Source organism: Plantibacter flavus (assembly GCF_900177615.1).
Lineage (GTDB): Bacteria > Actinomycetota > Actinomycetes > Actinomycetales > Microbacteriaceae > Plantibacter > Plantibacter flavus.
Map to the genome: position 1 here is coordinate 120,140 of NZ_FXAP01000003.1, position 24,874 is coordinate 145,013.

At 70.1% G+C, this 24,874-nt stretch carries 20 protein-coding genes; 17 read left to right on the plus strand and 3 right to left on the minus strand.

Annotated elements, in window-relative coordinates; translation table 11 throughout:
- The first annotated feature begins 68 nt into the window (after positions 1-68).
- Both B9Y95_RS10545 and B9Y95_RS10550 read left to right on the plus strand, forming a co-directional pair.
- Positions 69-1,214 carry an alpha/beta hydrolase gene (locus B9Y95_RS10545; RefSeq protein ID WP_234994079.1) on the plus strand — a complete coding sequence of 382 codons (1,146 nt, stop codon included), beginning with the start codon at positions 69-71 and terminating at the stop codon, positions 1,212-1,214.
- A 58-nt stretch (positions 1,215-1,272) separates the two neighbouring features.
- Positions 1,273-2,703 (plus strand): alanine--tRNA ligase-related protein, encoded by a 1,431-nt coding sequence (locus B9Y95_RS10550; protein ID WP_085511845.1) that lies wholly within the window; start codon positions 1,273-1,275, stop codon positions 2,701-2,703.
- 14 nt (positions 2,704-2,717) lie between these two features.
- Here B9Y95_RS10550 and B9Y95_RS10555 read toward each other — a convergent pair whose 3' ends face one another.
- Entirely contained in the window at positions 2,718-4,769 is a 2,052-nt protein-coding gene (locus B9Y95_RS10555) for a bifunctional lysylphosphatidylglycerol flippase/synthetase MprF (RefSeq protein WP_085511846.1), read from the minus strand.
- A 54-nt stretch (positions 4,770-4,823) separates the two neighbouring features.
- Positions 4,824-6,419 (minus strand): PucR family transcriptional regulator, encoded by a 1,596-nt coding sequence (locus B9Y95_RS10560; RefSeq protein ID WP_085511847.1) that lies wholly within the window; start codon positions 6,417-6,419, stop codon positions 4,824-4,826.
- Positions 6,420-6,575: 156 nt separating this feature from the next.
- Here B9Y95_RS10560 and gabT point away from each other — a divergent pair, with 156 nt between their 5' ends.
- The 13 genes from gabT (at position 6,576) to B9Y95_RS10625 (ending at position 21,542) form a co-directional block, all read left to right on the plus strand.
- Positions 6,576-7,940 (plus strand): 4-aminobutyrate--2-oxoglutarate transaminase, encoded by a 1,365-nt coding sequence (gene gabT / locus B9Y95_RS10565; protein ID WP_085511848.1) that lies wholly within the window; start codon positions 6,576-6,578, stop codon positions 7,938-7,940.
- 161 nt (positions 7,941-8,101) lie between these two features.
- Positions 8,102-9,568, plus strand: a complete 1,467-nt coding sequence (locus B9Y95_RS10570; RefSeq protein WP_085511849.1) for an NAD-dependent succinate-semialdehyde dehydrogenase — start codon at positions 8,102-8,104, stop codon at positions 9,566-9,568.
- A 342-nt stretch (positions 9,569-9,910) separates the two neighbouring features.
- A complete protein-coding gene (locus B9Y95_RS10575) occupies positions 9,911-11,269 on the plus strand; it encodes a flavin monoamine oxidase family protein (protein ID WP_085511850.1) in 1,359 nt (452 codons plus the stop codon).
- A gap of 251 nt (positions 11,270-11,520) precedes the next feature.
- Positions 11,521-12,417, plus strand: coding sequence for a universal stress protein (locus B9Y95_RS10580; RefSeq protein ID WP_079705049.1), 897 nt, complete (start codon positions 11,521-11,523; stop codon positions 12,415-12,417).
- On the plus strand, positions 12,414-13,991 hold the full coding sequence (locus tag B9Y95_RS10585; RefSeq protein WP_079705048.1) for an APC family permease: 1,578 nt from the start codon (positions 12,414-12,416) through the stop codon (positions 13,989-13,991). Before B9Y95_RS10580 ends, B9Y95_RS10585 begins: the two co-directional genes overlap by 4 nt.
- A gap of 104 nt (positions 13,992-14,095) precedes the next feature.
- The gene (gene purS / locus B9Y95_RS10590; RefSeq protein ID WP_064294182.1) at positions 14,096-14,356 is read left to right on the plus strand and encodes a phosphoribosylformylglycinamidine synthase subunit PurS; all 261 of its coding nucleotides are present in this window, start codon (positions 14,096-14,098) and stop codon (positions 14,354-14,356) included.
- Positions 14,353-15,054, plus strand: a complete 702-nt coding sequence (purQ, locus tag B9Y95_RS10595) for a phosphoribosylformylglycinamidine synthase subunit PurQ (protein ID WP_064294181.1) — start codon at positions 14,353-14,355, stop codon at positions 15,052-15,054. Before purS ends, purQ begins: the two co-directional genes overlap by 4 nt.
- Before the next feature lie 109 nt (positions 15,055-15,163).
- Complete coding sequence (locus B9Y95_RS10600; RefSeq protein ID WP_085511851.1) at positions 15,164-15,865, plus strand: FadR/GntR family transcriptional regulator; 702 nt, start codon at positions 15,164-15,166, stop codon at positions 15,863-15,865.
- 174 nt (positions 15,866-16,039) lie between these two features.
- The gene (locus B9Y95_RS10605; protein ID WP_123539680.1) at positions 16,040-16,924 is read left to right on the plus strand and encodes an NAD(P)-dependent oxidoreductase; all 885 of its coding nucleotides are present in this window, start codon (positions 16,040-16,042) and stop codon (positions 16,922-16,924) included.
- 48 nt (positions 16,925-16,972) lie between these two features.
- Positions 16,973-18,301: an MFS transporter gene (locus B9Y95_RS10610; protein WP_085511853.1), complete on the plus strand. Its 1,329-nt coding sequence runs from the start codon at positions 16,973-16,975 to the stop codon at positions 18,299-18,301.
- A gap of 80 nt (positions 18,302-18,381) precedes the next feature.
- Positions 18,382-19,275: a transketolase gene (locus tag B9Y95_RS10615; protein WP_085512181.1), complete on the plus strand. Its 894-nt coding sequence runs from the start codon at positions 18,382-18,384 to the stop codon at positions 19,273-19,275.
- Complete coding sequence (locus tag B9Y95_RS10620) at positions 19,272-20,282, plus strand: transketolase family protein (protein WP_085511854.1); 1,011 nt, start codon at positions 19,272-19,274, stop codon at positions 20,280-20,282. The genes B9Y95_RS10615 and B9Y95_RS10620 overlap by 4 nt, the downstream gene beginning before the upstream one ends.
- A gap of 6 nt (positions 20,283-20,288) precedes the next feature.
- A complete protein-coding gene (locus B9Y95_RS10625) occupies positions 20,289-21,542 on the plus strand; it encodes a four-carbon acid sugar kinase family protein (protein ID WP_085511855.1) in 1,254 nt (417 codons plus the stop codon).
- 66 nt (positions 21,543-21,608) lie between these two features.
- Here B9Y95_RS10625 and B9Y95_RS10630 read toward each other — a convergent pair whose 3' ends face one another.
- Positions 21,609-21,983 carry a winged helix-turn-helix transcriptional regulator gene (locus B9Y95_RS10630; protein WP_085511856.1) on the minus strand — a complete coding sequence of 125 codons (375 nt, stop codon included), beginning with the start codon at positions 21,981-21,983 and terminating at the stop codon, positions 21,609-21,611.
- A gap of 116 nt (positions 21,984-22,099) precedes the next feature.
- Between B9Y95_RS10630 and B9Y95_RS10635 the strand changes: the two genes are divergently transcribed.
- On the plus strand, positions 22,100-22,957 hold the full coding sequence (locus tag B9Y95_RS10635; RefSeq protein WP_085511857.1) for an SDR family oxidoreductase: 858 nt from the start codon (positions 22,100-22,102) through the stop codon (positions 22,955-22,957).
- A gap of 213 nt (positions 22,958-23,170) precedes the next feature.
- Entirely contained in the window at positions 23,171-24,874 is a 1,704-nt protein-coding gene (locus B9Y95_RS10640; protein ID WP_085511858.1) for an amidohydrolase, read from the plus strand.

Genomic DNA, 24,874 nt, shown 5'->3' on the forward strand with positions numbered 1-24,874 from the left:
CAAGCCACGGCCGTCGTCCGCCGAGCCGCCTAGACTGCTGGAATCCGCCCATCCGAGCAGCAGAGCAGGTGAGTCGTTTGCCCCTCGACCCGATCTTCGTCGAACGAGCGCGGACGCACCGCGCCTACCTCATCTCGACCGCACTCGAGCAGGCGAAGGCCTTCTTCCTGCGGCCGAAGACGACCACCGTCGCGCGCCCGAAACCCGCTCCCGCGGCAGACCCGACGGCGACCTCCCCGAAGGCCGCCGGGCCGAAGCCGAAGCCCTCGAGCCCGACGGCGAAGGCCACCACCGCCGCACCCCGCCGCAAGAAGACGCGCGCACAGCATCGCAAGGCCGCGCGGAACTGGGACAAGAAGGAGCTCGCGACCGTCGGCGTCCCGGGCCCGGAACTGCGCATCGAGGAGCACACGATCCCGGTCGCCGGTTTCCCCGACGTCCGGATCCGGCTCTACCACCCGCCGACGGCCGACGGCGACCAGGCCGTGCCCGCGGTCCTGTCCTTCTTCGGTGGGGCGTTCCGCATCGGCGGGATCGACTACCCGACGACCGACGCGGGGTTCCGTCGTCGGGCGGCCGACGCCGGCGTGGTCATCGCCGCCGTCGACTACGCGCTCGCTCCCGAGCACCGGTACCCGACGCAGCTGGAGCAGGCCCACGCCTCGCTCGAATGGTTGTTCGCCGAGGCCGCGACGCTCGGGATCGACGCCCGGCGGATCGCCGTCGCCGGGGTGTCCGCCGGCGGCAGCATCGCGGCGGCGCTCACGCTCCTGAACCGTGAACGCGGCCGGCTGCCCATCCGACTCCAGCTGCTCGAGGTGCCGGTCACGGACCTCACCGGCGGCCACATCGACCTCCGTCCCGTGCGGGAGATGGGCATCCCGAGGATCTTCGCGATCAAGGAGCTACGTTCCGTCGCGAAGACCTACCTCCTGGATCGACGTCAGGCGAAGGAACCGCACGCATCGCCCCTCCTCGCCCGATCGCACGCGGACCTCCCCCGCGCCGTGATCCTCACGGCCGAGTACGACCCGCTCCGCGGCGACGGCGCGGCCTACCTCGCCGCGCTCCGGGCCGACGGCGTCGACGCGAGCGGGACGATGTACCTGGGCGCGACGCACGACACCCCCATCTTCGGCGGCGTGCTCCCCGCGGCCCGCCGCTGGCACGACGACGTCGTGACCGCCCTGCGATCACTCCACGACGCGGACTGAGTCGGGTCGCCGCGCCCACCGGCTTCCCCTCGGGCCGGAAAGCTGGAATCGTGTCGGCATGGACGCCCACGAGATCCGCAACGCCTACCTCGACTTCCTCGAACGGAACGGCCACGCGCTGATCACGCGGGCGCCGCTCATCCCGCGCGGCGACACGAGCACCCTGTTCAACGGCAGCGGAATGCAGGCACTCCTGCCGTACCTCCTCGGTGAGGAACACCCCGACGGACGGCGGCTGACCGACAGCCAGCCGTGCGTCCGAGCCCAGGACATCGAGGACGTCGGCGACAACCGGCACACCACCTTCTTCGAGATGCTCGGCAACTGGTCGCTCGGCGACTACTTCAAGGAGACGCAGATCCGGCAGTTCTTCACCTTCCTCGTCGACATCGTCGGGCTGGATCCGGAGCGGATCTCCGTCACCTGCTTCATCGGCGATCCCGCGAACGGCATCCCACGCGACGACGAGGCCGCGTCGATCTGGGCGTCCGTGTTCGCCGAACGCGGGGTCTCCAACGGGATCGCGGAGATCGGTTCCCAGGCCGACGGCGACGCCCGCGGGGTGCGGCCCGGAGAGCGGATCTTCTTCTACGACGGCGGCGAGAACTGGTGGTCCCGCGGCGGGTCGCTCGAGGGCACCCCGATCGGCGACCCGTGCGGCCCCGACAGCGAGGTGTTCTACGACTTCGGCCCCGAGTACCAGGATCCGTCCTACGGCCTCGCGCATCCCGCGAGCGACGGCGGACGGTTCATGGAGATCGGCAATCAGGTGTTCATGCAGTACCGCCGACGCGAGGACGGCTCGTTCGAGGAACTGGCCCGGCGCAACGTGGACTTCGGCGGCGGCCTCGAACGCATCGCCGCCGCGGCGATCGACTCCGACGACGTCTTCCGCATCTCGCTCCTGTGGCCCATCGTCGAGCGACTCCAGGAGCTCACCGGGAAACGGTACGAGGACGAGACCGCCGCGATGCGCATCATCGCCGACCACCTGCGGGGTGCGACCTTCCTGGCGGTGGACGGTGTGCGTCCGTCGAACAAGGAGCAGGGCTACGTCATGCGGCGGCTGCTCCGACGGGCGATCCGGCTCGCGCTCTCGCTCGACCTCCACGAGAACTTCTTCGGCGAGATCGTGCCCGTCATCGCCGGCTTGTACGCCGATGACTACCCGGAGGTGGCCGCCGCCCGCGACGAGGTCGTCGCTGTCCTCGTCAAGGAGGAGCAGTCGTTCCGACGCACGCTGGGCGCAGGCCTCCAGATGGTCCAGGGGTACGCCGGGCGGGTCATGACGGGACACGACGTGTTCCGGCTGTCGGACACGAACGGCTTTCCGAAGGAGCTGACCATCGAGGAGGCCGGGCGCCTCGGCATCGAGGTCGCTCCCGACTGGGAGACGGAGTTCGCCGCCGCCCTCGCCGAGCAGCGCGCGCGGTCCCGCGGAGCGACGCACCTCGGCGCCGCCGGCCTCCCGGGCGGCGACACCGCCTGAGGGTCGACCTCCGCTCAGTCGCGCTTGAGCATGTCGATGCCGGCGCCGGCGAACTGCCGAAGCGTCGCGTCCGGCAGGAACGCACGGGTGAGCGCCGCGGCGATCCGCGTGAGGTCGCCCTCGTCGCGGTACAGGAGGTAGATCGGCTCCGATCGCGGATTGAACTTCTGCTTGAACCGGTGGAGGGACGAGAAGCCGTACACCGGCTCGAGGATGCCGCTGAGCTGGCCGAGCAGGTGCGCGATCCGCCCCTCCTCGTCCTCCACCCGGTGCGCGAGCGGGGCACCCGAGAGCGAGAGGATCTGCGCGCCCTCCTCGGCGAAGACCTTGGCCGAGGAGGCGATGAGGAACTCCATGACCGAGCCGAAGCCCTCCTCGCGTCGCCGCATGAGGTCGAGCGTCCACCCGCGGTGCTCGCCCTCGGGACCGAAGACCGGGAGCCAGCTGAGGAATCCGTCGACGTCGCCGTCCGGTGAGATCGCGAGGGCCAGACGGACCTCCGGGTCGTCGACCTCCTGCAGGGTCCCGAGGGTGAACCGCATCTCCGGCAGACCCTTGTCGCCGACCCAGCCCTCGGAGATGGCGCGGATCTGCTGTCGGACGCCCCAGGTCTCGGCGGCGTACGTGCTCATCCGGAAGACCATCCCCTCGCGCTCGGCCTTGTTGAGCGCCGTGCGGATGTTCGACCAGGCCTTGCCGGTGAACGCGAGACCCGGGAGGTCGACGATCGTGTCGTCGGCGATGATGAGGTCGCGCCATCCCTCGGGCATCGCGTCCTTCGTCCCCTGGCTGGAACTGAAGAAGCACGGGATGAGGGAGTCACGCTCGGCCGCCTGGACGAACTCCGCGACGCTCGCCTGGAGGTGCTCCGGAGGACCGAGCGGGTCGGCGAGCACGATCGCGACACCGGCGTGCTTCTGGTAGGGCACGAGACCCACCGAGGTGCGGAAGTACTCCATGCCGTCCCACGTGGCCATCCAGGAGAGCGAGCCGCCGCCGTCGGTCCGGATGAGCGCGCGGGCGTCGTCCGCCGACGGCAGGTCCTGCTGCTGCTTGCGCCCGACGCCGAGCTGCCGGCGTCGGTGGGACGAGAACGCGCTGCGGGTCGCAAGGAGGTAGACGAGGAAGGCGAGCCAGAGCACGGACGTCGCCAGGAACACGTCGGTGTCGCCCCAGTCGATCGGGAGCTCGGTTGGGTCGAGCGGCGACAGTGCCAGGTACAGGACCGCGACCAGGACGTTGAGGATCGCCCAGACGACACTCAGCACCCATGCCCAGCGGCGACCGAGCCGCAGGCCATTGGCGACGAGGATGATCACGACCGTGTCGATCGCGACGTCGAGCCACGGGCCCTCCGCCGGAGCGGTCGGACCGAACGGACCGTTGGTCGGCACGAGCAGGGCGACGATCTGGACGACGCCGAGCGCCACGCTCGTCGTGAACGCGAGCAGTCGGCGCTCGCGGACGCTGGCCCGCTGGATACGGAAGGAGCGGTTCACCGCGAGGACGAAGAGCACCGCGAAGGCGTGCTCGAGGTCCGCGAGCGAGCCGATGAAGAGGACCCCGATCGCGGCGTAGGACGCGACGATGATCCAGCCCCGCTGCCGCCACGGTGAGGCGAAGAGCGACACACACGCGGCGAAACAGGCCATCGTCCCGCCGGACGGACCGACGTCGAGCATCCCGGCGAGGCTCGTCGCCCAGGGCCAGGGCAGCTGACTCGCGGCCCAGAGGAACCCGGCGGTGGCGAGGACGGCGACGAGCTGACCGGCGGCGAACGTGACGAGCGCCACTTTCGATCCCCGCCACCACTCCAGCAGTCCGACCCAGGCGAACCCGATCACCGCGAACACGTAGGCCCACGGCTCCACGACGAGGAACGTCCCGGTGACGGGGGTCCACCAGCGCCCGGCCTCGAAGGCGGGCAAGCCGTAGGCGACCGCGTCCCACCACGGTTGCGCCGTCGTCGACTCCCAGAGGCCACGCCCGACGACGCCCACGACGAGGACGACCAGCACCAGGGCGATCGTGACCGGCACCCGGGCGACCACCGTTCGGATCCTCATGCGCGCTGCCCCCTTCGTGGTTCCACGGAGCACACGCGCGCCGTGCGGTCGAGGCTACAGAACGGCCGTGCGCGACCGCAACGCATCACCGTCCGGCAGGCTGACCAGCGCGAGCCAGAGTTCGGCCCGAGCGGCGAAGGTGTCGAGCGGTCGCCCGAGCACCTGTTCGACCCGGGTGATGCGGTTGCGGAGCGTGTGTCGATGGATCCCGAGTCGCCGCGCGGCGGGCTCCCACTGCCCGTTCGCCTCGAGCCAGCCCCGGAGGCTCGGCACGAGGTCGGAGCCCTCCTCACGGTCGACGCGGAGCACGGGCTCGAGCAGTTCCTCGGCCACGGCGGCTGCGCGGACGGGATCGAGCAACCCCGCCATCCCTGCTGCGGCGAGCGCCCCGAACCGCACGACGGCCTCTCCGGCGGAGACCGCGTGCTCGTGCGCGGAGACCGCCTGCTCGATCCCCGTCGTCAGTTCGGCGAGCGCGACGGCTCGGGAGAGGCCGAGCCGCCGCGCGGGAGCGGCAGCGATCACGTCCTCGACCGCGCGATCCACGCCCGTCTCCGTGTCCCCCTCGGCCGCTGCGAGGAGGAGGACGGGCCGTCCGTCCTGCTCGGCGACGAAGAGCGAACCCGGACTGAGCGTCTCGGCCCGTTCCAGCTCGGTGAGGAGCGCCTCGCGCCCTTCGGTCGGCCCGGAGCAGACGCCGACACGAACCGCTCCGGTCGGCAACGGCGTGCCGAGCTGTTCGGCGACCTCGCGCGCCGCGGGGGCCTGTCCGGCGCGGAGGAGCTGCCAGACACCGGTGCGCAGCGAGCGCCCAGCCCGCCCGAGCGCGCCGCCCTGCTCGAGGGTGAGCCCGGCGATGGCGACGACGGAGGTCACGACGCTCTGGGCCGCGGCGTCCAGGGGGCCGTCGGTCCCGGCGATGGCGAGCACGCCCCGGAGGTCCCCACGCCGACCGAGGGTCTGGAGCGAGACCGTGCGGGTGCGGCTCGCGAGCGTCGCCCCCGACCGCTGTCCGCGGCTCAGGAGCATGGTGGCCTCGCCGGCCACCCGCTCCAGGAGGCGCTCGGTCTCGGGACCGGCGGTGGGCCCATCGCCCGCGATCGCCACCGGCGTCGCATGCGCGTCGAAGAGCACGACCCAGGCACCGAGGGACCGCGCGAGTTCGGTGACGACGGCGACCGTCGCGTCGGGTCGGAGTGCGGCGAACGCGATGGCGCGCTGGGCTCCCAGGGCCCAGGCGTCCCTCGCCCGCGCCGCCTCGGTCAGGAGGTCGGCCGCGTACCGGATGACGGCGATGAACGGCGTGCGGTACGGGACCTCGATGAGCGGCATCCCGTGCGCCGCGCAGGCCTCGGCGAGTTCCGGCGGAGTCCCTGCCGTGATCACCTCGGTGCCGAACCCCAGTCCGGCGACACCGGCGTCGGCGAGGCGGGCGACGTACGCCTCGACCTGCGTCGTCGACACCGCGGTGCCGAACTGCGTGCCCGTCGTGAGCAGCACCTGGTCGGCGAGGAGGAAGGGCGTGGGGTCCGGCAGGTCGGACCCGGACACCCAGGCGACCTGGCGGTCGAGCGCACCCTCGGACCCGGCCACCACGAGCTTCAGGCCGAGCGCACGGTGGTCGAGGAGGTCCTGCAGCGTCGGTGCCATGGCGAGAGTCTACGCATGGCTGCCGGATCGTCCAACCAATGCCGCTGGCATGGACGGACTGTCGACTGCCTCGACGCGAACCGCTGCCTAGCCTGGGTGCACTGCTCGCGGACGACCTCGGCGCCCCCGCCGGACGCGGCAGCCGAAGGAGTACCGATGACGAGCAGCACCGCAGCCCCCGCGCCCTCCATCCTCGGCGGACCCTCGCTCCCCCAGGAACGTCGCCTCGTCACCGCCATCCCCGGACCGATCTCCGAGGAACTCATGGCCCGGAAGCACGCCGCGGTCGCGTCCGGCGTCGGCACCACGATGCCGGTGTTCGCGGCCGGCGCGGGCGGTGGCGTCCTCGTCGACGTCGACGGCAACTCCCTGATCGACCTCGGGTCCGGCATCGCCGTGACCGGCGTGGGCAACAGCAACCCGCGCGTCGTCGAGGCCGTCACCCGACAGCTGCAGGAGTTCACCCACACCTGCTTCACCATCACCCCCTACGACTCCTACGTCGAGGTCGCCGAGACGCTCAACCGCCTCACCCCCGGCGACCACACCAAGCGGACGGCACTGTTCAACTCGGGCGCCGAAGCGGTCGAGAACGCGGTGAAGATCGCCCGCAGCCACACGAAGAAGCAGGCGGTCGTCGCCTTCGACCACGCGTACCACGGCCGCACGAACCTGACCATGGCCCTCACCGCCAAGTCCATGCCGTACAAGAGCGGCTTCGGCCCCTTCGCCTCCGAGGTGTACCGCGCACCGCTGTCCTACCCCTTCCGAGACGGCGGGCTCACCGGCCCCGAAGCGGCACAGCGCGCGATCACCCAGATCGAGAAACAGATCGGCGCAGACAACCTCGCAGCGATCATCATCGAACCCATCCAGGGCGAGGGCGGCTTCATCGTCCCGGCGGACGGCTTCCTGCCGGCCCTGCTCGACTGGGCCCGCGCGAACGACGTCGTCTTCATCGCCGACGAGGTGCAGACCGGCTTCGCCCGCACGGGTGCGATGTTCGCGTCCGAGCACTTCGACATCGTGCCCGACCTCATCATCACCGCCAAGGGCATCGCGGGCGGCCTGCCACTCTCCGCCGTCACCGGACGCGCGGAGATCATGGACGCCCCGCACGCCGGCGGCCTCGGTGGCACCTACGGCGGCAACCCACTCGCCTGTGTCGCCGCTCTGGCGGCGATCGAAGCGTACGAGGAGGAGGACCTCGCAGCCTCGGCCCGGGCGATCGAAACCCGTATCATCGACCGCTTCACCGCGGAACAGGCCTCCGACCCCCGCATCGGCGACATCCGCGGGCGCGGCGCCATGATGGCGGTCGAGTTCGTCGACCCAGCCACCGGCGAGCCCGACGCCGCCCTCACGGCACGCGTCGCGAAGGCCGCCCACCAGGCCGGGGTCATCGTCCTCACCTGCGGCACCTACGGCAACGTGGTCCGCTTCCTCCCGCCGCTGACCATCCCCCTCGAGCTGGTCGACGAAGGACTCGACGTCGTCCTCGAGGCACTCGCCGCGAACTGACGCCACGCCCGCCGGTTCCGCCCTTCGACAAGCTCAGGGACCGAGACGGCCCCGCCCTTCGACAAGCTCAGGGACCGATGTGATCGTCCCGAGCTTGTCGAGGGGCATGCACGCTGAAACACTGTGACCGACGGCACCGACACCACCAAGGAGCTCCACCCATGACCGACGCACGTGAAACCGATCTGCTCGCCAAGGTCCCGAACGGCCTGTTCATCGGAGGCGTCTGGCGCGACGCGACGGAGGGCGCGACGCTCGACGTGAGCGACCCGTCCACCGGCGACGTCATCAAGACGATCGCCGACGCCTCGGTCGCCGACGGCACCGCGGCCCTCGACGCCGCGGTCGCGGCCCAGGACGAGTGGGCGGCCACCGCTCCCCGCACCCGCTCGAACATCCTCCGGAAGGCCTTCGACCTCCTCCAGGAGCGTCGCGAGGAGTTCGCCCTCCTCATGACGCTCGAGATGGGCAAGCCGCTCGCCGAGGCGAACGGCGAGGTCACCTACGGTGGTGAGTTCCTCCGCTGGTTCTCCGAGGAGGCCGTCCGCATCTCCGGACGCTACGGGTCGAACCCCGAGGGCACCGGCATGATGACCGTCTCGCAGCACCCCGTCGGGCCGTGCTTCCTCATCACCCCGTGGAACTTCCCGCTCGCGATGGCGACCCGCAAGATCGCCCCGGCGCTCGCCGCCGGCTGCACGGTCGTCGTCAAGCCCGCCGAGCTCACCCCGCTCACGACCCTGTACTTCGTGAAGCTGCTCGAGGACGCCGGGCTCCCCGCCGGCGTCGTGAACGTCATCACCACCTCCAGCTCCTCCGCAGTGTCCGGCCCGATCATCGCCGACCCGCGGCTCCGCAAGCTGAGCTTCACGGGCTCGACGGCCGTCGGTCAGAAGCTCATCGAGCAGTCCGCGAAGAACGTCCTCCGCACCTCGATGGAGCTCGGCGGCAATGCCCCGTTCGTGGTGTTCGAAGACGCCGACCTCGACAAGGCTGTGGAGGGCGCGATGGCCGCCAAGTTCCGCAACATCGGACAGGCGTGCACCGCTGCGAACCGCTTCATCGTCCACCGCGACGTCGCGGCCGAGTTCGCGAAGCGCGTCACCGACAAGGTCAACGCGTTCCGTATCGGTCGTGGCACCGAGGACGGCGTGACGATCGGCCCGCTCATCGACGACCGCGCGGTCACGAAGGCGAAGACGCTCGTGGGCGACGCCGTCGAGCGCGGCGCCCAGGTCCTCACCGGCGGCGAGGCCGTCGACGGCCCGGGCACCTTCTTCCAGCCGACGGTCGTCACCGGCGTCGTGCCGGGATCCGACATCCTCCGCGAGGAGATCTTCGGCCCGGTCCTCGCGATCGTGCCGTTCGACGACGAGGACGAGGCCGTGCGTCTTGCGAACGACACCGAGTACGGGCTCGTCTCCTATGTGTTCACCACCGACCTCGCCCGCGGACAGCGCATGATCGGCCGTCTGCAGACGGGCATGATGGGCCTCAACGTCGGCGTCATCTCGAACGCCGCAGCACCGTTCGGTGGTGTCAAGCAGTCGGGCATCGGACGCGAAGGCGGGCTCGAGGGCATCCACGAGTACCTGTACACGAAGTACACCATGACGCCCATCGGCTGAACCGCCTCGGTCGGCACGACGGAAACCGTCGCCGATCGCCGATCCGACCGGCGACCTCGCCATCCTCGGTTCCATCCGACCGCCGGATCCGCCATACTCGACTATCGGCGCCGGTCCCGAGCACCACCCGACGCCCGAGTATCACCCCAGTCCAGAGCACCACCCGGTATCGACAGCACCACCCGGCCCCCGAGCACCACCCCGGTCCCTGAGCACCACCCCGGTATCGACAGCACCACCCGGCCCCCGAGCACCACCCCGGTCACCCGAGCACCACCCCGGCCCCCGAGCACCACCCCGGTCCCTGAGCTTGTCGAAGGGCCACGAACAGGAAGACACCTCATGAGCGCTATCGAACGCGACGTCGTCATCATCGGCGCCGGGGCCTCCGGGCTCACGGCAGCCACCAAGCTCCGCGCGGCGGGCCTGTCCGTCGCCGTCCTCGAGGCGCGCGACCGCGTCGGTGGTCGCCTCTGGACGAACCACATCGACGGCGCGATGCTCGAGCTGGGCGGCCAGTGGGTCTCCCCCGACCAGACCGCGCTGCTCGCCACGCTCGAGGAGCTCGGGCTCGACACCTACTCCCGCTACCGCGAGGGCGACAGCGTCTACGTCAGCGCCGAGGGCGTGCGCACCCGCTTCACGGGCGACATCTTCCCCGTCGCCGAGTCGACCGCAGCGGAGATGGAGCGACTCATCACCCTGCTCGACGAGCTCGTGGAGGAGGTCGGCGTCACCGAGCCGTGGGCGCACGCCCGCGCGAAGGAGTACGACCGCATCTCGTGGAGCGCCTGGCTCGCCGAGCAGACCGACGACGTCGAGGCACGCGACAACATCGCCCTCTTCATCGCCGCCGCGATGCTCACGAAGCCCTCCCACTCCTTCTCGCTCCTGCAGGCGCTCCTCATGGCGGCGTCCGCCGGCAGCTTCACCCACCTCGTCGAGGCCGACTTCATCCTCGACAAACGCGTCGTCGGCGGCCTGCAGCAGGTCCCGATCAAGCTCGCCGAGGCCCTCGGCGACGACGTCCACCTGTCCTCGCCCGTGCGTCGCCTCGAGTGGTCCGACACCGGCGTCTCGGCCGAGGCGGACAGCGTGACGGTCAACGCGCGGTACGCGATCGTCGCCGTCCCGCCGAACCTCTACTCCCGCATCGACTTCCAGCCGCCGCTGCCGCGCCTCAGCCACCAGATGCACCAGCACATGTCGCTCGGGCTCGTCATCAAGGTCCACGCCGTGTACGAGACGCCGTTCTGGCGCGAGGACGGCCTCTCGGCCACCGCGTTCAGCCCGTACGAGCTCGTCCACGAGGCCTACGACAACACGAACCACGAGGACCCGCGCGGCACGCTCGTCGGGTTCGTCTCGGACGAGCGCGCCGACGAGGTCTTCAAGCTGAGCGCAGAGGAGCGTCGCGAGCGGATCCTCACCTCGCTGTCCCACTACTACGGCGAGCAGGCCCTCTCCCCCGTCGTCTACTACGAGAGCGACTGGGGCAGTGAGGAGTGGACGCGCGGCGCGTACGCGGCGAGCTTCGACCTCGGTGGCCTCTCGCGGTACGGCGCCATGCAGTCGACGCCGGTCGGTCCGATCTTCTGGTCGACGAGCGACCTCGCCGCCGAGGGCTACCAGCACGTGGACGGCGCGATCCGCAAGGGCGCCGACACCGCTGAGGCGATCATCGCCCGCCACCAGGCGTAAGCGTCTCCCGGTTCCGCCCTTCGACCAGCTCAGGAACCGCTTGTCGAAGGGCGCTCCGCTCCCCGACCACCGCCTCCGGTCCCTGAGCTTGTCGAAGGGCCACCCCCGTCGATACCCTGCACCAACGAAACACCCGCACACCGCCGTGCATCCTGGTCCCGGTCCCGCCCTTCGACAGGCGGTTCCCGAGCCCGTCGACAAGCGGTTCCTGAGCCTGTCGAAGGGCGCACCCGATCGAAAGCGAACACCAGATGAGATACATCGTTGGCTACACCGATACGCCGGCGGGACGCGACGCGCTCGCGCTCGGCATCCGGATCGCTCGGACCACCGGAGCCCGGCTCGACATCGTCCTCGTGCTCGCGAACGAGGAGCGCCCGACGATCACCCCCGCGGACCCCGGCTACGAACGGTTCCTCCGCGAAACGGCCGACCGCTGGCTCGCCGAGGCGCTCGACGCGGTCCCCGCCGACATCACGGCCAAGACACACCTCGTGTACGACGAGTCGTTCGCGGAGGGCCTCCTGGAGGCCTCCCGCATCCTCGAGGGCGGGCTCATCATCATCGGTGCGGCGCGAGGCGGACTCCTCGGCCGGTTCACGCTCGGCAGCGTCGCGAACACGCTCCTGCACTCGGCGGTCGTCCCGGTCGCCCTCGCTCCGGTCGGCAGCCGCGACCTCCTCGACGCGCAGCCCACCGGCGGCACGGTCAGCCGGATCACCTGCGCGATCGGCACCCGTGCCGGCGCGCACCAGCTGCTCGACGCGGCCATCGTCGTCGCCAAGAACGCGGTCATCCCGCTCCGCCTGGTCTCGCTCGTCGCGCTCGACCAGCCGGAGGGCGCCGAGCACCCCGAGGCGACCGCCCGGGCCGAGTCGCACGCGGCGGAGGTCCTCGCCTACGCGACCGAGCACCTGCCGAAGGACATCGACGTGACCACCGAGATCGCCTCGGGCACCCGCATCGAGGACGCCGTCTCGCACCTCGAGTGGAAGCCCGCGGAGATCGTGCTCGTCGGTTCCAGCCGACTCGCCACCCCGAAGCACCTCTTCCTCGGCTCCACGGCAGCGAAGATGCTGCGGGAGCTCCCCGTACCCATGGTGGTCGTGCCCCGCGACTCCGTGCTGACCCTCGGAGACCCGACATGACTCCTCCCGAAACCACTCCCCCGCGCGACGTCGCCCACCCCGAGACGACCGCGACGGGCGCCCTCTCCAAGAAGGGCCTCGGCGCCGGCACCGTCGGTCTCGTCGGCGCGATCGTCATCGGCATCTCGTGCATCGCCCCGGCGTACACCCTGACCGGTGCCCTCGGTCCGACCGTCGCGGAGGTCGGCACCCACGTGCCGGCCATCTTCCTCGTCGGCTTCATCCCGATGCTGCTCGTCGCCTTCGGCTACCGGGAGCTCAACAGCCGCATGCCGGACTCCGGCACCTCGTTCACCTGGGCGACGCGCGCGTTCGGCCCGTGGGTCGGTTGGATGGCCGGTTGGGGCCTCATCGCCGCGACCATCGTCGTGCTCTCGAACCTCGCGGGCATCGCGGTCGACTTCTTCTATCTGATGCTGTCGCAGATCTTCCAGAACCCCGACATCGCGGGCCTCACGTCGAACCCGTTCATCAACGTCATCACCTGTCTGGCGTTCATGCTCGGGGCCACGCTCATCTCCTACCGCGACATGCAGACGACGCAGAAGCTGCAGTACGTGCTCGTGGGCTTCCAGTTGCTCGTGATGGTGCTGTTCGGCATCGTCGCCTTCGCGCACGTCGCGGGCGGTGACGCGTTCGACGCCCTCCCGATCTCGCTCGACTGGTTCAACCCGTTCGCCGTCGGGTCGTTCAGCGCCTTCGCCGCCGGCCTCTCGCTCTCGATCTTCATCTTCTGGGGTTGGGACGTCACGCTGACGATGAGCGAGGAGACGAAGGGGTCGAGCTCGACGCCCGGCAAGGCCGCCACGGCCACGGTCGTCATCATCGTCGTCCTCTACCTGTTCCTGTCGGTCGCGCTCATCAACTACGCGGGCGTCGGCGACGGCGAGTTCGGGCTCGGCAACGAGGACATCCAGGGCAACGTGTTCTTCTCGCTCGCGGGGCCCATCCTCGGTCCGCTCGCGATCCTCGTGTCGATCGCGGTGTTGTCGTCCTCGGCAGCTTCGCTGCAGTCGACGTTCGTCTCCCCCGCGCGGACCCTGCTCGCGATGGGGCACTACGGCGCGCTGTCGCCGAAGTTCTCGAAGGTGCACCCGAAGTTCTTCACGCCCGGCTACGCGACGATCGTCTCGAGTGTCGTCGCGTCGGTGTTCTACGCGGTCATGCGCTTCATCTCCGAAGACGTGCTCTGGGACACGATCACGACCCTCGGCATGATGATCTGCTTCTACTACGGCCTGACGGCGTTCGCGTGCGTCTGGTACTTCCGGAAGCAGTGGTTCTCGAGCGCACGGAACTTCTTCTTCCAGTTCTTCTCCCCGCTCGTCGGCGGTCTCATCCTGGGCGTGCTCTTCTTCACGACGATCATCGAGAGCGCCGACCCCGACTACGGCAGCGGGTCGAACATCGGCGGTGTCGGGCTCGTGTTCATCCTCGGCATGATCATCATCGTGGCGGGCATCGTCATCATGCTCATCCAGGCGAAGCTCCGACCGGACTTCTTCCGCAACAAGACGCTCGCCCGCGGCATCGCCGGCGACGCGAACGAAGCGGACGCCGCCCTCCCGGAATGACCCGCTGACCACGACGCGGCGCCGATGCACCTCGTCGGCGCCGCGTCGTGCGCTCGGCGCTAGACTGTTCGCATCCCCGCCGCGTCGCAACGAAAGAGACCTCCGTGCCGACCATCGTCGTAGAAGTCATGCCGAAAGCCGAACTGCTGGACCCCCAGGGCAAGGCCGTCGCCGGCGCCCTCGCGCGTCTCGGCAAGAGCGAGTTCACCGATGTCCGCATCGGCAAGCGCTTCGAGCTCACGGTCGACGGCCCCATCACCGACGCCACGCGCGCCACGGTGCAGCAGATCGCCGACGACATCCTCTCGAACGCCGTGATCGAGGACGTCGTGGCCATCCACTACCCCGAGGGCTCCGAGGCATGACGACCCGTATCGGTGTCATCACCTTCCCCGGTTCGCTCGACGACCGCGACGCCCAGCGCGCGGTCCGCATGGCGGGTGCCGAGCCCGTCGCGCTCTGGCACGGCGACCACGACCTCCAGGGCGTCGACGCCGTCATCCTGCCGGGTGGCTTCAGCTACGGCGACTACCTCCGCGCCGGCGCGATCGCCGCAGTCTCGCCGATCATGACCGAGCTGAAGGACGCCGCCGGCAAGGGCATGCCGATCCTCGGGATCTGCAACGGCTTCCAGATGCTCGTCGAGGCGCACCTGCTGCCCGGTGGCCTCATCCGCAACGCCCACCAGCAGTTCATCCGTCGCGACCAGCTGCTCACAGTCGAGAACGCCGACACCGCCTGGACCCACCAGTTCTCGAAGGGGCAGGAGATCACCATCCCGCTCAAGAACGCCGACGGTGGCTACATCGCCGACGCCGAGACCCTGGCGCGCGTCGAGGGCGAGGGCCTGGTCGCCTTCCGCTACGCGGGCGTGAACCCGAACGGTTCGCTCGACGACATCGCCGGCCTCACGAACCCCGCTGGCAACGTCGTCGGGCTCATGCCGCACCCCGAGCACGCGATCGAGCCGGGCTTCGGTCCCGACACCCCGCTCGCCATGCGCTCCGGTGTCGACGGTCTCGCCTTCTTCACGAGCGCCGTGCAGGCCCTCCAGGCGGTCTAGCTCGTTCGTTCGCCCATGTTTGGGCGAGGGAACGTTCGGTAGCCCAAACTTGGGCGAACGAACGCACCGGCTACGATCGAAGCTGGTCGGACCAATCGAGGGGGCGGATGTGGCTGAACCGCTCGAGGCGCTCGTGAGTCGCCTCATCGAGCTGTCCACCCCCGAGCCCGACACGACCGCCAGACGTCTTCCGCCTGAGCGCGAGCTCGGCAATGCGCTGGAGATGAGCCGGGGCGCACTCCGCGAGCAGCTCGCGGTCCTCGAACGGCTCGGCTTCCTGTACCGCACGCAGGGGCGCGGAACCTATCTCGACGCCCCCGGCGACGACTTCGTCCGCAGCTGGTTCACGATCTCCCGACAACTCGGACACCTGACGGACCAACAGTTCGCTCGGTCGCGCATGCTGCTCGAGGAGACGGTCGCCGAAGCCGCCGCGAGCCTCGTCACCGAGGAGCAGCTCGCCCTGCTGCGCGCGGACGTCGACCGCATGATCGAATCGACGCGATCCGGCGATCACGAGGCGGCTCTCGAAGCAGACGTCATGTTCCACAGTCGCCTGAACGCCATCGTCGACGATCCGATCTTCCGGCTCATGCACGCCGGGTTCAGCCACGTCCTGCGCGAGGCGATCCGCACCAGACGACTGCAAGCGATCGCGGTCGAGGAGCCCGACGAGCACGGGGTGCGCAACACCGACAGCGTCCATTACGCCGTCGTCGACGCCCTCGCCTCCCACGACCCCGAGGCCGCTCGGCGGGCCATGCACCAGCACTTCGTCGACTGGTTGCAGCTCGGGGTCGACGCGCACTGACGCGAGTCGCCCAGGCACCCGCGAGCGCGGCCTCTCCGGCTCGACGCCCCCATCCCGCACGCAGCATTGGTTCAACCAATACTTGACACGGTCGGAGCGAGCGCCGTACGATCGTTCGCAGCAGATTGGTTGAACCAATCATCCGCTGACACCCGCGCACCGATGGAGGACGCCATGGCGACGACGCCACAGCCCGCAACCACGCTCACCTTCGTCGGTATCGGCGCGATCGGTCTCCCGATGGCCGCCCAGCTCGTCGCCGCCGGTCACCGGGTCACTGGGGTCGATCCGTTCCCCGCCGCCCACGAGCGCGCCGCCACCGTCGGAGTCCCCGCCGTGTCGTCGCTCGCCGAGGCACCCCGCGCCGACATCGTCATCGTGATGGTGGCGACGCCTGATCAGCTGGCCGCCCTGGTGGACCACGCCCTCGACGCCACGGACGTCGCGGGCCAGACGTGGGTGGTCATGAGCACGGTCGGCCCGGCCTCCGTGGCCGAGCAGGGTGCACGCCTGTCCGCAGCTGGTGCCGCCGTCGTCGACGCGCCGGTCACCGGAGGCGTCGCCCGGGCACGCACGGGCGAACTGACCCTCTTCGTGTCCGGCCCATCGACGGCGACCGCGACGGTGTCGGGGGTCCTCGGAGCGCTCGGCACCGTCCGGATCGTCGGCGACGAGGTCGGCGAGGGGCAGGGCATCAAGGTGGTGAACCAGCACCTCTGCGCCGTGCACATCGTCGCCGCTGCCGAAGCGCTCGCCCTCGCTGAAGCGCTCGGGCTCGACCCGGCGACCGTGCTCCCCCTGGTCGAGTCCGGCGCCGCCGCATCCTGGATGCTCTCGGACCGTGGCCCCCGGATGCTCGAGGGCACCGACGTCGAGGTCTCGAGCCAGATCAACATCTTCGTCAAGGACGCGGGGCTCGTCGCCGATGCGGCGAGCGCCGCGGGCGCGTCGACGCCCGTCCTCGACGCCGCCCGCGAGCGATACCTGGCCGCGGCCGAGGCCGGCCTCGGCACCCGCGACGACTCCCGCGTGATCGAGACCTATCGTCCGAGCGTCTGAGCGACGCCCGACCGCACGACCCCCCACCATTCGTTCAAGGAGGAACCCATGGCACACCCCACCCCCGCACCGGCTCCGGTGAAGGACAACCCGATCAAGGTCTCGACGGCCTCGATGATCGGGACGGCCGTCGAGAGCTACGACTTCTTCATCTACGGCACCGCGGCAGCGGCGTATTTCGGGACGGCGTTCTTCCACGCCGAGAACGCCTTCGTCGGTGTCCTGGCCAGCTTCGCGACACTGGCGATCGGCTTCCTCTTCCGCCCACTGGGCGGGTACCTCGCGGGGCATTTCGGCGACCGCATCGGCCGCAAGACGATCCTCATCTGGGCACTGTCGATCATGGGGGTCGCGACCTTCCTCATCGGCCTCCTCCCGACCTATGGGACGGTGGGCGTGCTGGCACCGATCCTGCTGATCCTGCTCCGCGCGATCCAGGGCATCGGGTACGGGGCCGAGTGGGGCGGCGCCGTCCTGATGGCGGTCGAGCACGCACCGCTCAAGCGCCGAGGGTTCTTCGGCGCGGTCCCGCAGATCGGGATTCCCGCCGGGCTCCTCCTGGCGAACGGTTCGTTCCTCCTCAGCGCCGCACTCTTCGACGGCGACTGGGTGTGGCGGGTACCGTTCCTGTTCTCCATCGTCATGGTCGCCATCGGCCTCTGGATCCGTCTCGGCATCCACGAGTCACCGGACTTCGAGCAGATGAAGGCGGCCGGAGAGATCCACAAGCGCCCGGCGATCCAGGTCATCAAGCAGGACTGGCGGATCATCCTCCGCATCATGGGTCTGCGACTCGCCGAGACCGGCGGCTACTACATCACGACGAGCTTCGCCCTGTCGTACGTGGTGCTCGCCGGCATCTCCGACAAGCAGTACGTCCTGTACGGCACGCTCGTCGGCTCGGCGCTCGGCCTCGGAACCCATCTGGCCTACGGCGCACTCAGTGACCGCATCGGTCGTCGGAACGTCTTCCTGATCGGCTCGATCTTCACGATCCTGTTCGGTGTCCCGATGTTCCTGCTGATCAACACTGGTGCGATCATCATGATCATCGTCGCCGTCACCCTGAGCCTCATCCTCAGCCACGACCCGATCTTCGCGGTCGAGGGGTCCTGGTTCTCCGAGCAGTTCGACCGGAACGTCCGCTCCTCGGGCATCTCGCTCGGCTACAACGGCGCGAGCGTCATCGCCGGGCTGCTGCCCTTCATCGCGACGGCACTGTACGGCTGGATCGGTTGGATCGGCCCCGCGGTGCTCCTCAGCGCGCTCGGGATCGTCTCCACCCTCTGCGCGCTCACCGCCCGCGAGACCGCGCCGATCAAGACCGGACAACTGACCGCCGCGGACACCAGCCCGGTCGAGCTCCTCCGCCGCTGACCGACCGCCCCACGATCCACCGGGTGGTGTCGGCCGACGGCGACCGACGTCGGCACCATCCGATCCGGAAGGAATCCAGCATGACCTCCACCATCACCGGCACCGCCGATCAGCCGACGACCCGGTCCTCACGCGGCACCGCGGTCAGGGCGGCCGCACATCGCATCCGCCACCACATCCTCGACATGGGCGAAGTGCAGGGTCAGGGGTACGTCGGACAGGGTCTCGGGGCCGCCGACATCCTCGCCGTCGCCTACGCGGACCTCCTGCGTCTCCGCCCTGCCGACCCCCACTGGGAGGGCCGAGACCGCTTCCTGCTCTCCACGGGGCACTATGCGATTGGCCTGTATGCCGCGCTCGCGGAGGCCGGGGTGATCCCGGTCGAGGAATTGGAGAGCTACGGCTCCGACGACTCGCGCCTGCCGATGTCGGGGATGGCCAGCTACACCCCCGGCATGGAGATCTCGGGCGGCTCGCTCGGCCACGGCCTCGGGGTCGCGGTGGGGATGGCGCTGGGGCTCCGCCTGCAGGGGAACGGTGCTCGCGTCGTGAACTTCCTCTCCGACGGGGAGCTCGACGAGGGTTCGACCTGGGAGGCCGCGATGGGCGCGCACCACCACCGTCTCGGCAACCTCCTGGCGTTCGTCGACATGAACGCCCTGCAGGCGGACGGACCGACGGCCGGCGTCCTCGGGATCGAGCCGGCGCACGAGAAGTGGGCGTCGTTCGGCTGGTTCACGCAGCGCGTCGACGGCAACGACGTCGACGCGCTCCTCGATGCGGTCGACCGCGCGACCACCGCAGCGGAGGCCCGGGGGGTCCCGGCGGTGATCCTGTGCGACACGCTCGTCGGGCGCGGCGTCCCACTGCTCGAACAGCGGGAGAAGGCGCACTTCATGAAGATCGACGAGCACGAGTGGCAGCTGTGCCGCGACGAGCTGACCGCAGGATTCGACGGGACGGACCAGGCATGAGCACCACGACCACGAGCCCGAGGCTCAAGACGTCCGCGATGATCGCGTCGTTCGCCGATCCCGGTCAACGCACCTCGTCGGCTCCCTTCGGTCACGCCCTCGCGGCACTCGCCGAGACGGACCGACGGGTGGTCGGCCTGTCCGCCGATCTCAGCAAGTACACCGACATGCACGTCTTCGCGAAGGCCCACCCGGAGCGCTTCTTCCAGATGGGGATGGCCGAGCAGTTGCTGTACGGCACCGCCGCCGGCATGGCGGAGACGGGTCTCGTCCCCTTCGCGTCCACCTACTCCGTCTTCGCCGCTCGCCGGGCGTACGACTTCATCTGCCTCGACATCGCCGAGCCGAACCTCAACGTCAACATCGTGGGCGGGCTCCCTGGGCTCACGACGGGGTACGGACCGAGCCACCAAGCGACCGAGGACGTCGCGATCTTCCGCGGCATGCCGAACCTCACGATCGTCGACCCGTGCGACGCCCTCGACATCGAGCAGGCCGTCCCGCAGCTCGCCGCGCACGACGGCCCGACCTACCTGCGACTGCTCCGCGGGAACGTGCCGATGGTCCTCGACGAGTACGACTACACGTTCGAGCTCGGGAAGGCGAAGGTCCTCCGGCCCGGCGCCGACGTCGTGCTCATCTCCAGCGGGCTCATGACGATGCGGGCCCTGCAGGCGGCGGAGGCGCTCGCGGCACATCATCTCGACGTCTCGGTCGTCCACACGCCGACGATCAAGCCGTTCGACGAGGCGACGGTCCTCGCCGAGATCGACACGCCGCGCCTCGCGGTGACCCTCGAGAACCACACCGTCGTCGGTGGGCTGTTCGAGACGGTCGCGAGCGCGGTCGTGCGACGCGGGCTCGGGAAGCGGGTCGTCCCGATCGGCCTCCCCGACGCGTTCCTCGACGCCGGGGCGCTCCCAACCCTCCACGAACGCTACGGACTCGCGACGACCAGTATCGTCGATCGCGTACTCTCCGAACTCCGTCGCGACGACACCGCTTAGGACGCCATGAAGACCCTCATCCTCGACGACGACCCCACCGGCACGCAGTCGGCCTCCGGCGTCGACGTCCTCCTCGAGTGGGACGCCGACCTCATCGAGCAGGCCCTCGGCGGAGCCGACGCGGTCTACCTGCTCACCAACACCCGGGCCGTCCCCGAGGCCGACGCGGTCGTGCTCCTCGAACGCACTCGGACCGAGGCTGAGGAGGCTGGACGCCGGCTCGGTGAACGGGTGCACATCGTCCTCAGAGGTGACTCGACCCTGCGCGGGCACGTGTTCCCCGAGACCGCAGTCTTCACCGGGGACCGCAGCGTCATCGTGTTCGTCCCGGCCTTCCCGGAGGGCGGGCGCACGACGATCGGCGGCACCCACTACGTCCGGATCGGTGACGAGACGCTGCCGGCCCACGAGACGGAGTACGCGCAGGACCCCGTCTTCCCGTTCCGCTCGGGACACCTGCCGGACTACGTGCGCGAACAGTCCGGGCGGGAGGCCGCCCACTTCGGTCTGGCGGGTCTCCGCGACGACGCCGCCGAGTTCCGTGCAGCTCTCCGTGATGCCGTTCCCGGAACGGTGCTCCTTCCGGACGCGGAGACGGGAGACGACGTCCGGCTCATCGCGCAGGCCATCACGGCGGCGTGGGCCGACGGAGCCGACGTGGTCGTCCGGTCCGCGTCACCCCTCGCTGCGGCCATCGCGGGCGTCGAGAGCGACGGCCTCCTTCCCTCGCCGCTCGTCGCGGAGCCGATCGCCGCGCTCCTCGTCTGCGGCTCCCACACCATCGGTGCGACGCGACAGCTCGCTCCGATCGAGGCGGCGTTCGGCCCTGCCGAGATCGTCCCGACGAGTGACGCCCTCCAGGATGCCGTCGCCACCGGGCGGGCTGTGGCGGAGGCCGTTCGAGCGAGACTCGCCGCGACGGGGTTCGCCGCGATCTCGTCCGAGCGGGAACGGGACGCCTCGCACAACACGCTCGACCACGGCGAGCGGGTGATGATCGCACTGACGTCGGCGACCGCTGCGCTCCGACGATCGGTGGAGGTCGTCGTGTCGAAGGGCGGCATCACCTCCGCCGAGGTCGCCCGGGTCGGCCTCGGCGCCAGGCGCGCGCGCGTCCTCGGACAGGTGCTACCCGGGGTCTCCGTGTGGAGCGTGGTGACTCCCGAGGACGAGGAGAAGCTCTACGTCGTCGTGCCGGGCAACGTCGGCGACCCGTCGACGCTCGTCGACGTCCTTGCAGCGCTCGGCCGGACCGCCTAACGCCCCTCGTTCGCCCATCTTTGGGCGACGCGAGGCTCGTTCGCCCAAAGATGGGCGAATGAAGGCTCAGGCGCGTCCGAGCATCTCCGACGCGTTGTGGTCGATCCACGCCATCAAGGGCATCAGGTGCTCATTGAGGTCGCGACCGCGGTCGCTCAGGCTGTACTCGACACGAGGCGGGATCTCGGGGTGCGCGACGCGGACGACGAGGCCGTCCTCCTCGAGCGTGCGGAGCGTCTGGGCCAGCATCTTCTCGCTGATGCCCTGGACCACCCGTCGCAGCTCACCCCAACGATGGGTGCCGTCGGACAACGCCAGGAGGACGAGGACGCCCCACTTGCTGGTCACGTGGTCGAGCACCGTGCGCGAGGGGCAGGCGGCCGGCAGGATGCCGTCGGTGAATCCAGGGCGTCTTCCCAGCTGCGTGTCCACGCTTGTCATGACTCATTCCTTACTCGTCGGACAGTAGCTTACCTCAAAGTGGGTACTGCGGATCGGGAAGTAATGTGATCGGAAGCGGGTTCCTCCTCAGCGAACCCCATCGAAAGGACCCTCACATGTCTCTCGTCGTCACCGGAGCCACCGGCCAGCTCGGCCACCTCGTCGTCGAGCACCTGCTCGCCCGCGGCACCGACCCCGCCACCATCGTCGCCACCGGCCGCCGGACCGAGGCGCTCGCAGATCTCGCCGCACAGGGCGTCCGCACCGCGAAGGTCCACTTCGCCGACCCTGCCACCCTCGACGCCGCCCTCGAGGCCGGCGACACGGTCCTGCTCGTCTCCAGCAGCGAGGTCGGCCAGCGCGTCGCCCAGCACGCCGCGGTCATCGACGCCGCCAAGCGCGCCGGCGTCGCCCGCCTCGTCTACACGAGCGCACTCCGGGCCGACACCTCCCCGTTGATCCTCGCCCCCGAGCACAAGGCGACCGAGGAGCTCATCCACGCGTCCGGCCTCCCCTTCACCATCCTCCGCAACGGCTGGTACACCGAGAACTACGGCCAGTCCGTCGACCAGGCCAAGGCGACCGGATCGTTCGTCGGAAGCGTCGGCGACGGTCTCGTGTCGAGCGCGTCGCGCTCCGACTACGCGGAGGCGGCCGCCGTCGTCCTCACCACCGACGGCCACGAGGGCAAGGCTTACGAGCTCGCCGGCGACGTCGCGTGGTCGCACCCCGAGCTGGCGCAGGCGATCAGCGAGGTCGTCGGCCGCGAGGTCGTCTACCAGGACCTCTCCCCCGAGGACCACCTGAAGGCCCTGCGGGCCGCCGGTCTCGACGAGGGCACCGCGGGATTCGTCGTCGCCCTCGACGGCAACACCCGTGACGGGCTCCTCGCCGACACGAGCGGCGACCTCGGTCGGCTGATCGGACGTCCGACGACGCCGCTGGTCGAAGGACTGCGCACGCTCGTCGCCTGAGCCGCGTCGACACCTCCTGCAATCAGCCGGGCCCGGAGCGCTTGCTCCGGGCCCGTTCGCGTGCGCTGACGCTCCGGTTGAAGGATTCCGTTGCAGAAACGCGATCGGACGCACGAATCCGTCACCTCGATCCGGGTTATGCTCTCGATACCGCTAGCGCGCCGAGGATGACGCGCCGGCCAGACGGCACCACCGACGCTTCGAGCAGGTGATATGACGAGCAACGCGGACACGGTCTTCACCGGAGGCACCGTCTTCCGGAACGCCCTGCTCACGCCGCAGACTGGAGCCGTCGCCGTCTCCGACGGCCGGGTCGTCGCCCTCGACGCCGACGCACACGCGGCGATCGGTCCCGACACCGAGGTCGTGGACCTCCGAGGCGGTCTGCTGCTCCCCGGCTTCGTCGACGCGCACGTCCACCCGATCGAGGCCGGACTCGAACAGCTCGCGTGCGACCTGTCGGCCGAGCGCACACCCGAGGGGTACCTCGCCACGATCGCGGCCTACGCCGAGGCCCACCCCGAGCGCCCGTGGATCGTCGGCGGCGGCTGGCAACAGGCCGCTTTCCCCGGCGGCACCCCGCTCGCCGCGGACCTCGACCGAGTGGTGCCGGACCGGCCCGTCTTCCTCCAGAACCGCGACCACCACGGCGCCTGGGTAAACACCGCGGCACTCCGGCTCGCGGGCATCGACCACACGACACCGGACCCCGCCGACGGCCGGATCGAGCGGGGCGCGGACGGCACCCCGAGCGGCTCGCTCCACGAGGGTGCCCGCTCGCTCGTGTCCCGGTTCGTCCCCGTCGACACCGACGAGGACGTCGCGGCGGCCCTCGTCGCAGCCCAGCAGACCCTCCACGGCTTCGGCGTCACCGGCTGGCAGGACGCGATCGTCGGCGACTACGGCAGCCACACCGACACGAGCGACGCCTACCTGCAGGCGATGGCGGACGGGTCGCTCACCAGCGACGTCGTGGGGGCGCTCTGGTGGGACCGGGATCGTGGACTCGAGCAGATCGACGACCTCATCGCACGCCGCGACGCGATCGCACGCCGCGCCGCAGCCCTCGGGATGACGACCGGGCACTTCACCGCGGGCACCGTCAAGATCATGCAGGACGGCATCCCCGAGAACCGGACCGCCGCGATGATCGACCCCTACCTCCGCACCTGCCACTGCGGCGACACCGCGCCCGAGCACGGCATCTCCTTCCTGGCGCCCGCGATCCTCGTCGAGGCGGTCACGAGGCTCGACGCCGCGGGGTTCCAGGTCCACTTCCACGCGATCGGCGACCGGGCGGTCCGCGAGTGCCTCGACGCCCTCGAGGCCGCGCGGGAGCGCAACGGCGAGAGCGACAACCGGCACCACATCGCGCACGTGCAGATCGTCCACCCCGACGACCTGCCGCGGTTCGCCCGACTCGGCGTCACGATGAACATGCAGGCGCTCTGGGCCACGTGGGAGCCCCAGATGGTCGAGCTGAACCTGCCCCTGCTCGGCGACGAACGCGCCTCCTGGCAGTATCCGTTCGGCGATGCGGCACGACTCGGCACCCTGCTCTGTGCCGGATCGGACTGGCCCGTCACGACCCCCGACCCATGGCAGGCCCTGCATGTGGCGGTCAACCGGACGCTGCCGGCCGACGACCCCGACCACCACCCCGAACCGCTGAACCCCGGACAGTCGCTGACGCTCGGAGCCGCGATCGCCGCGTACACGCGCGGGTCCAACCGGATCGACCACCGCGACGACACCGGCGTGATCGAGGTCGGTGCCGTCGCAGACCTCGTCCTCGTCGATCGTGACCCGTTCGCCGGCCCCACCACCGAGATCGCGCACACCAGGACCGTCGGGACCTGGATCGCCGGACGCCGCGTCTTCACCTCCACCACCACATCAACCGAGCAAGGAACCTGA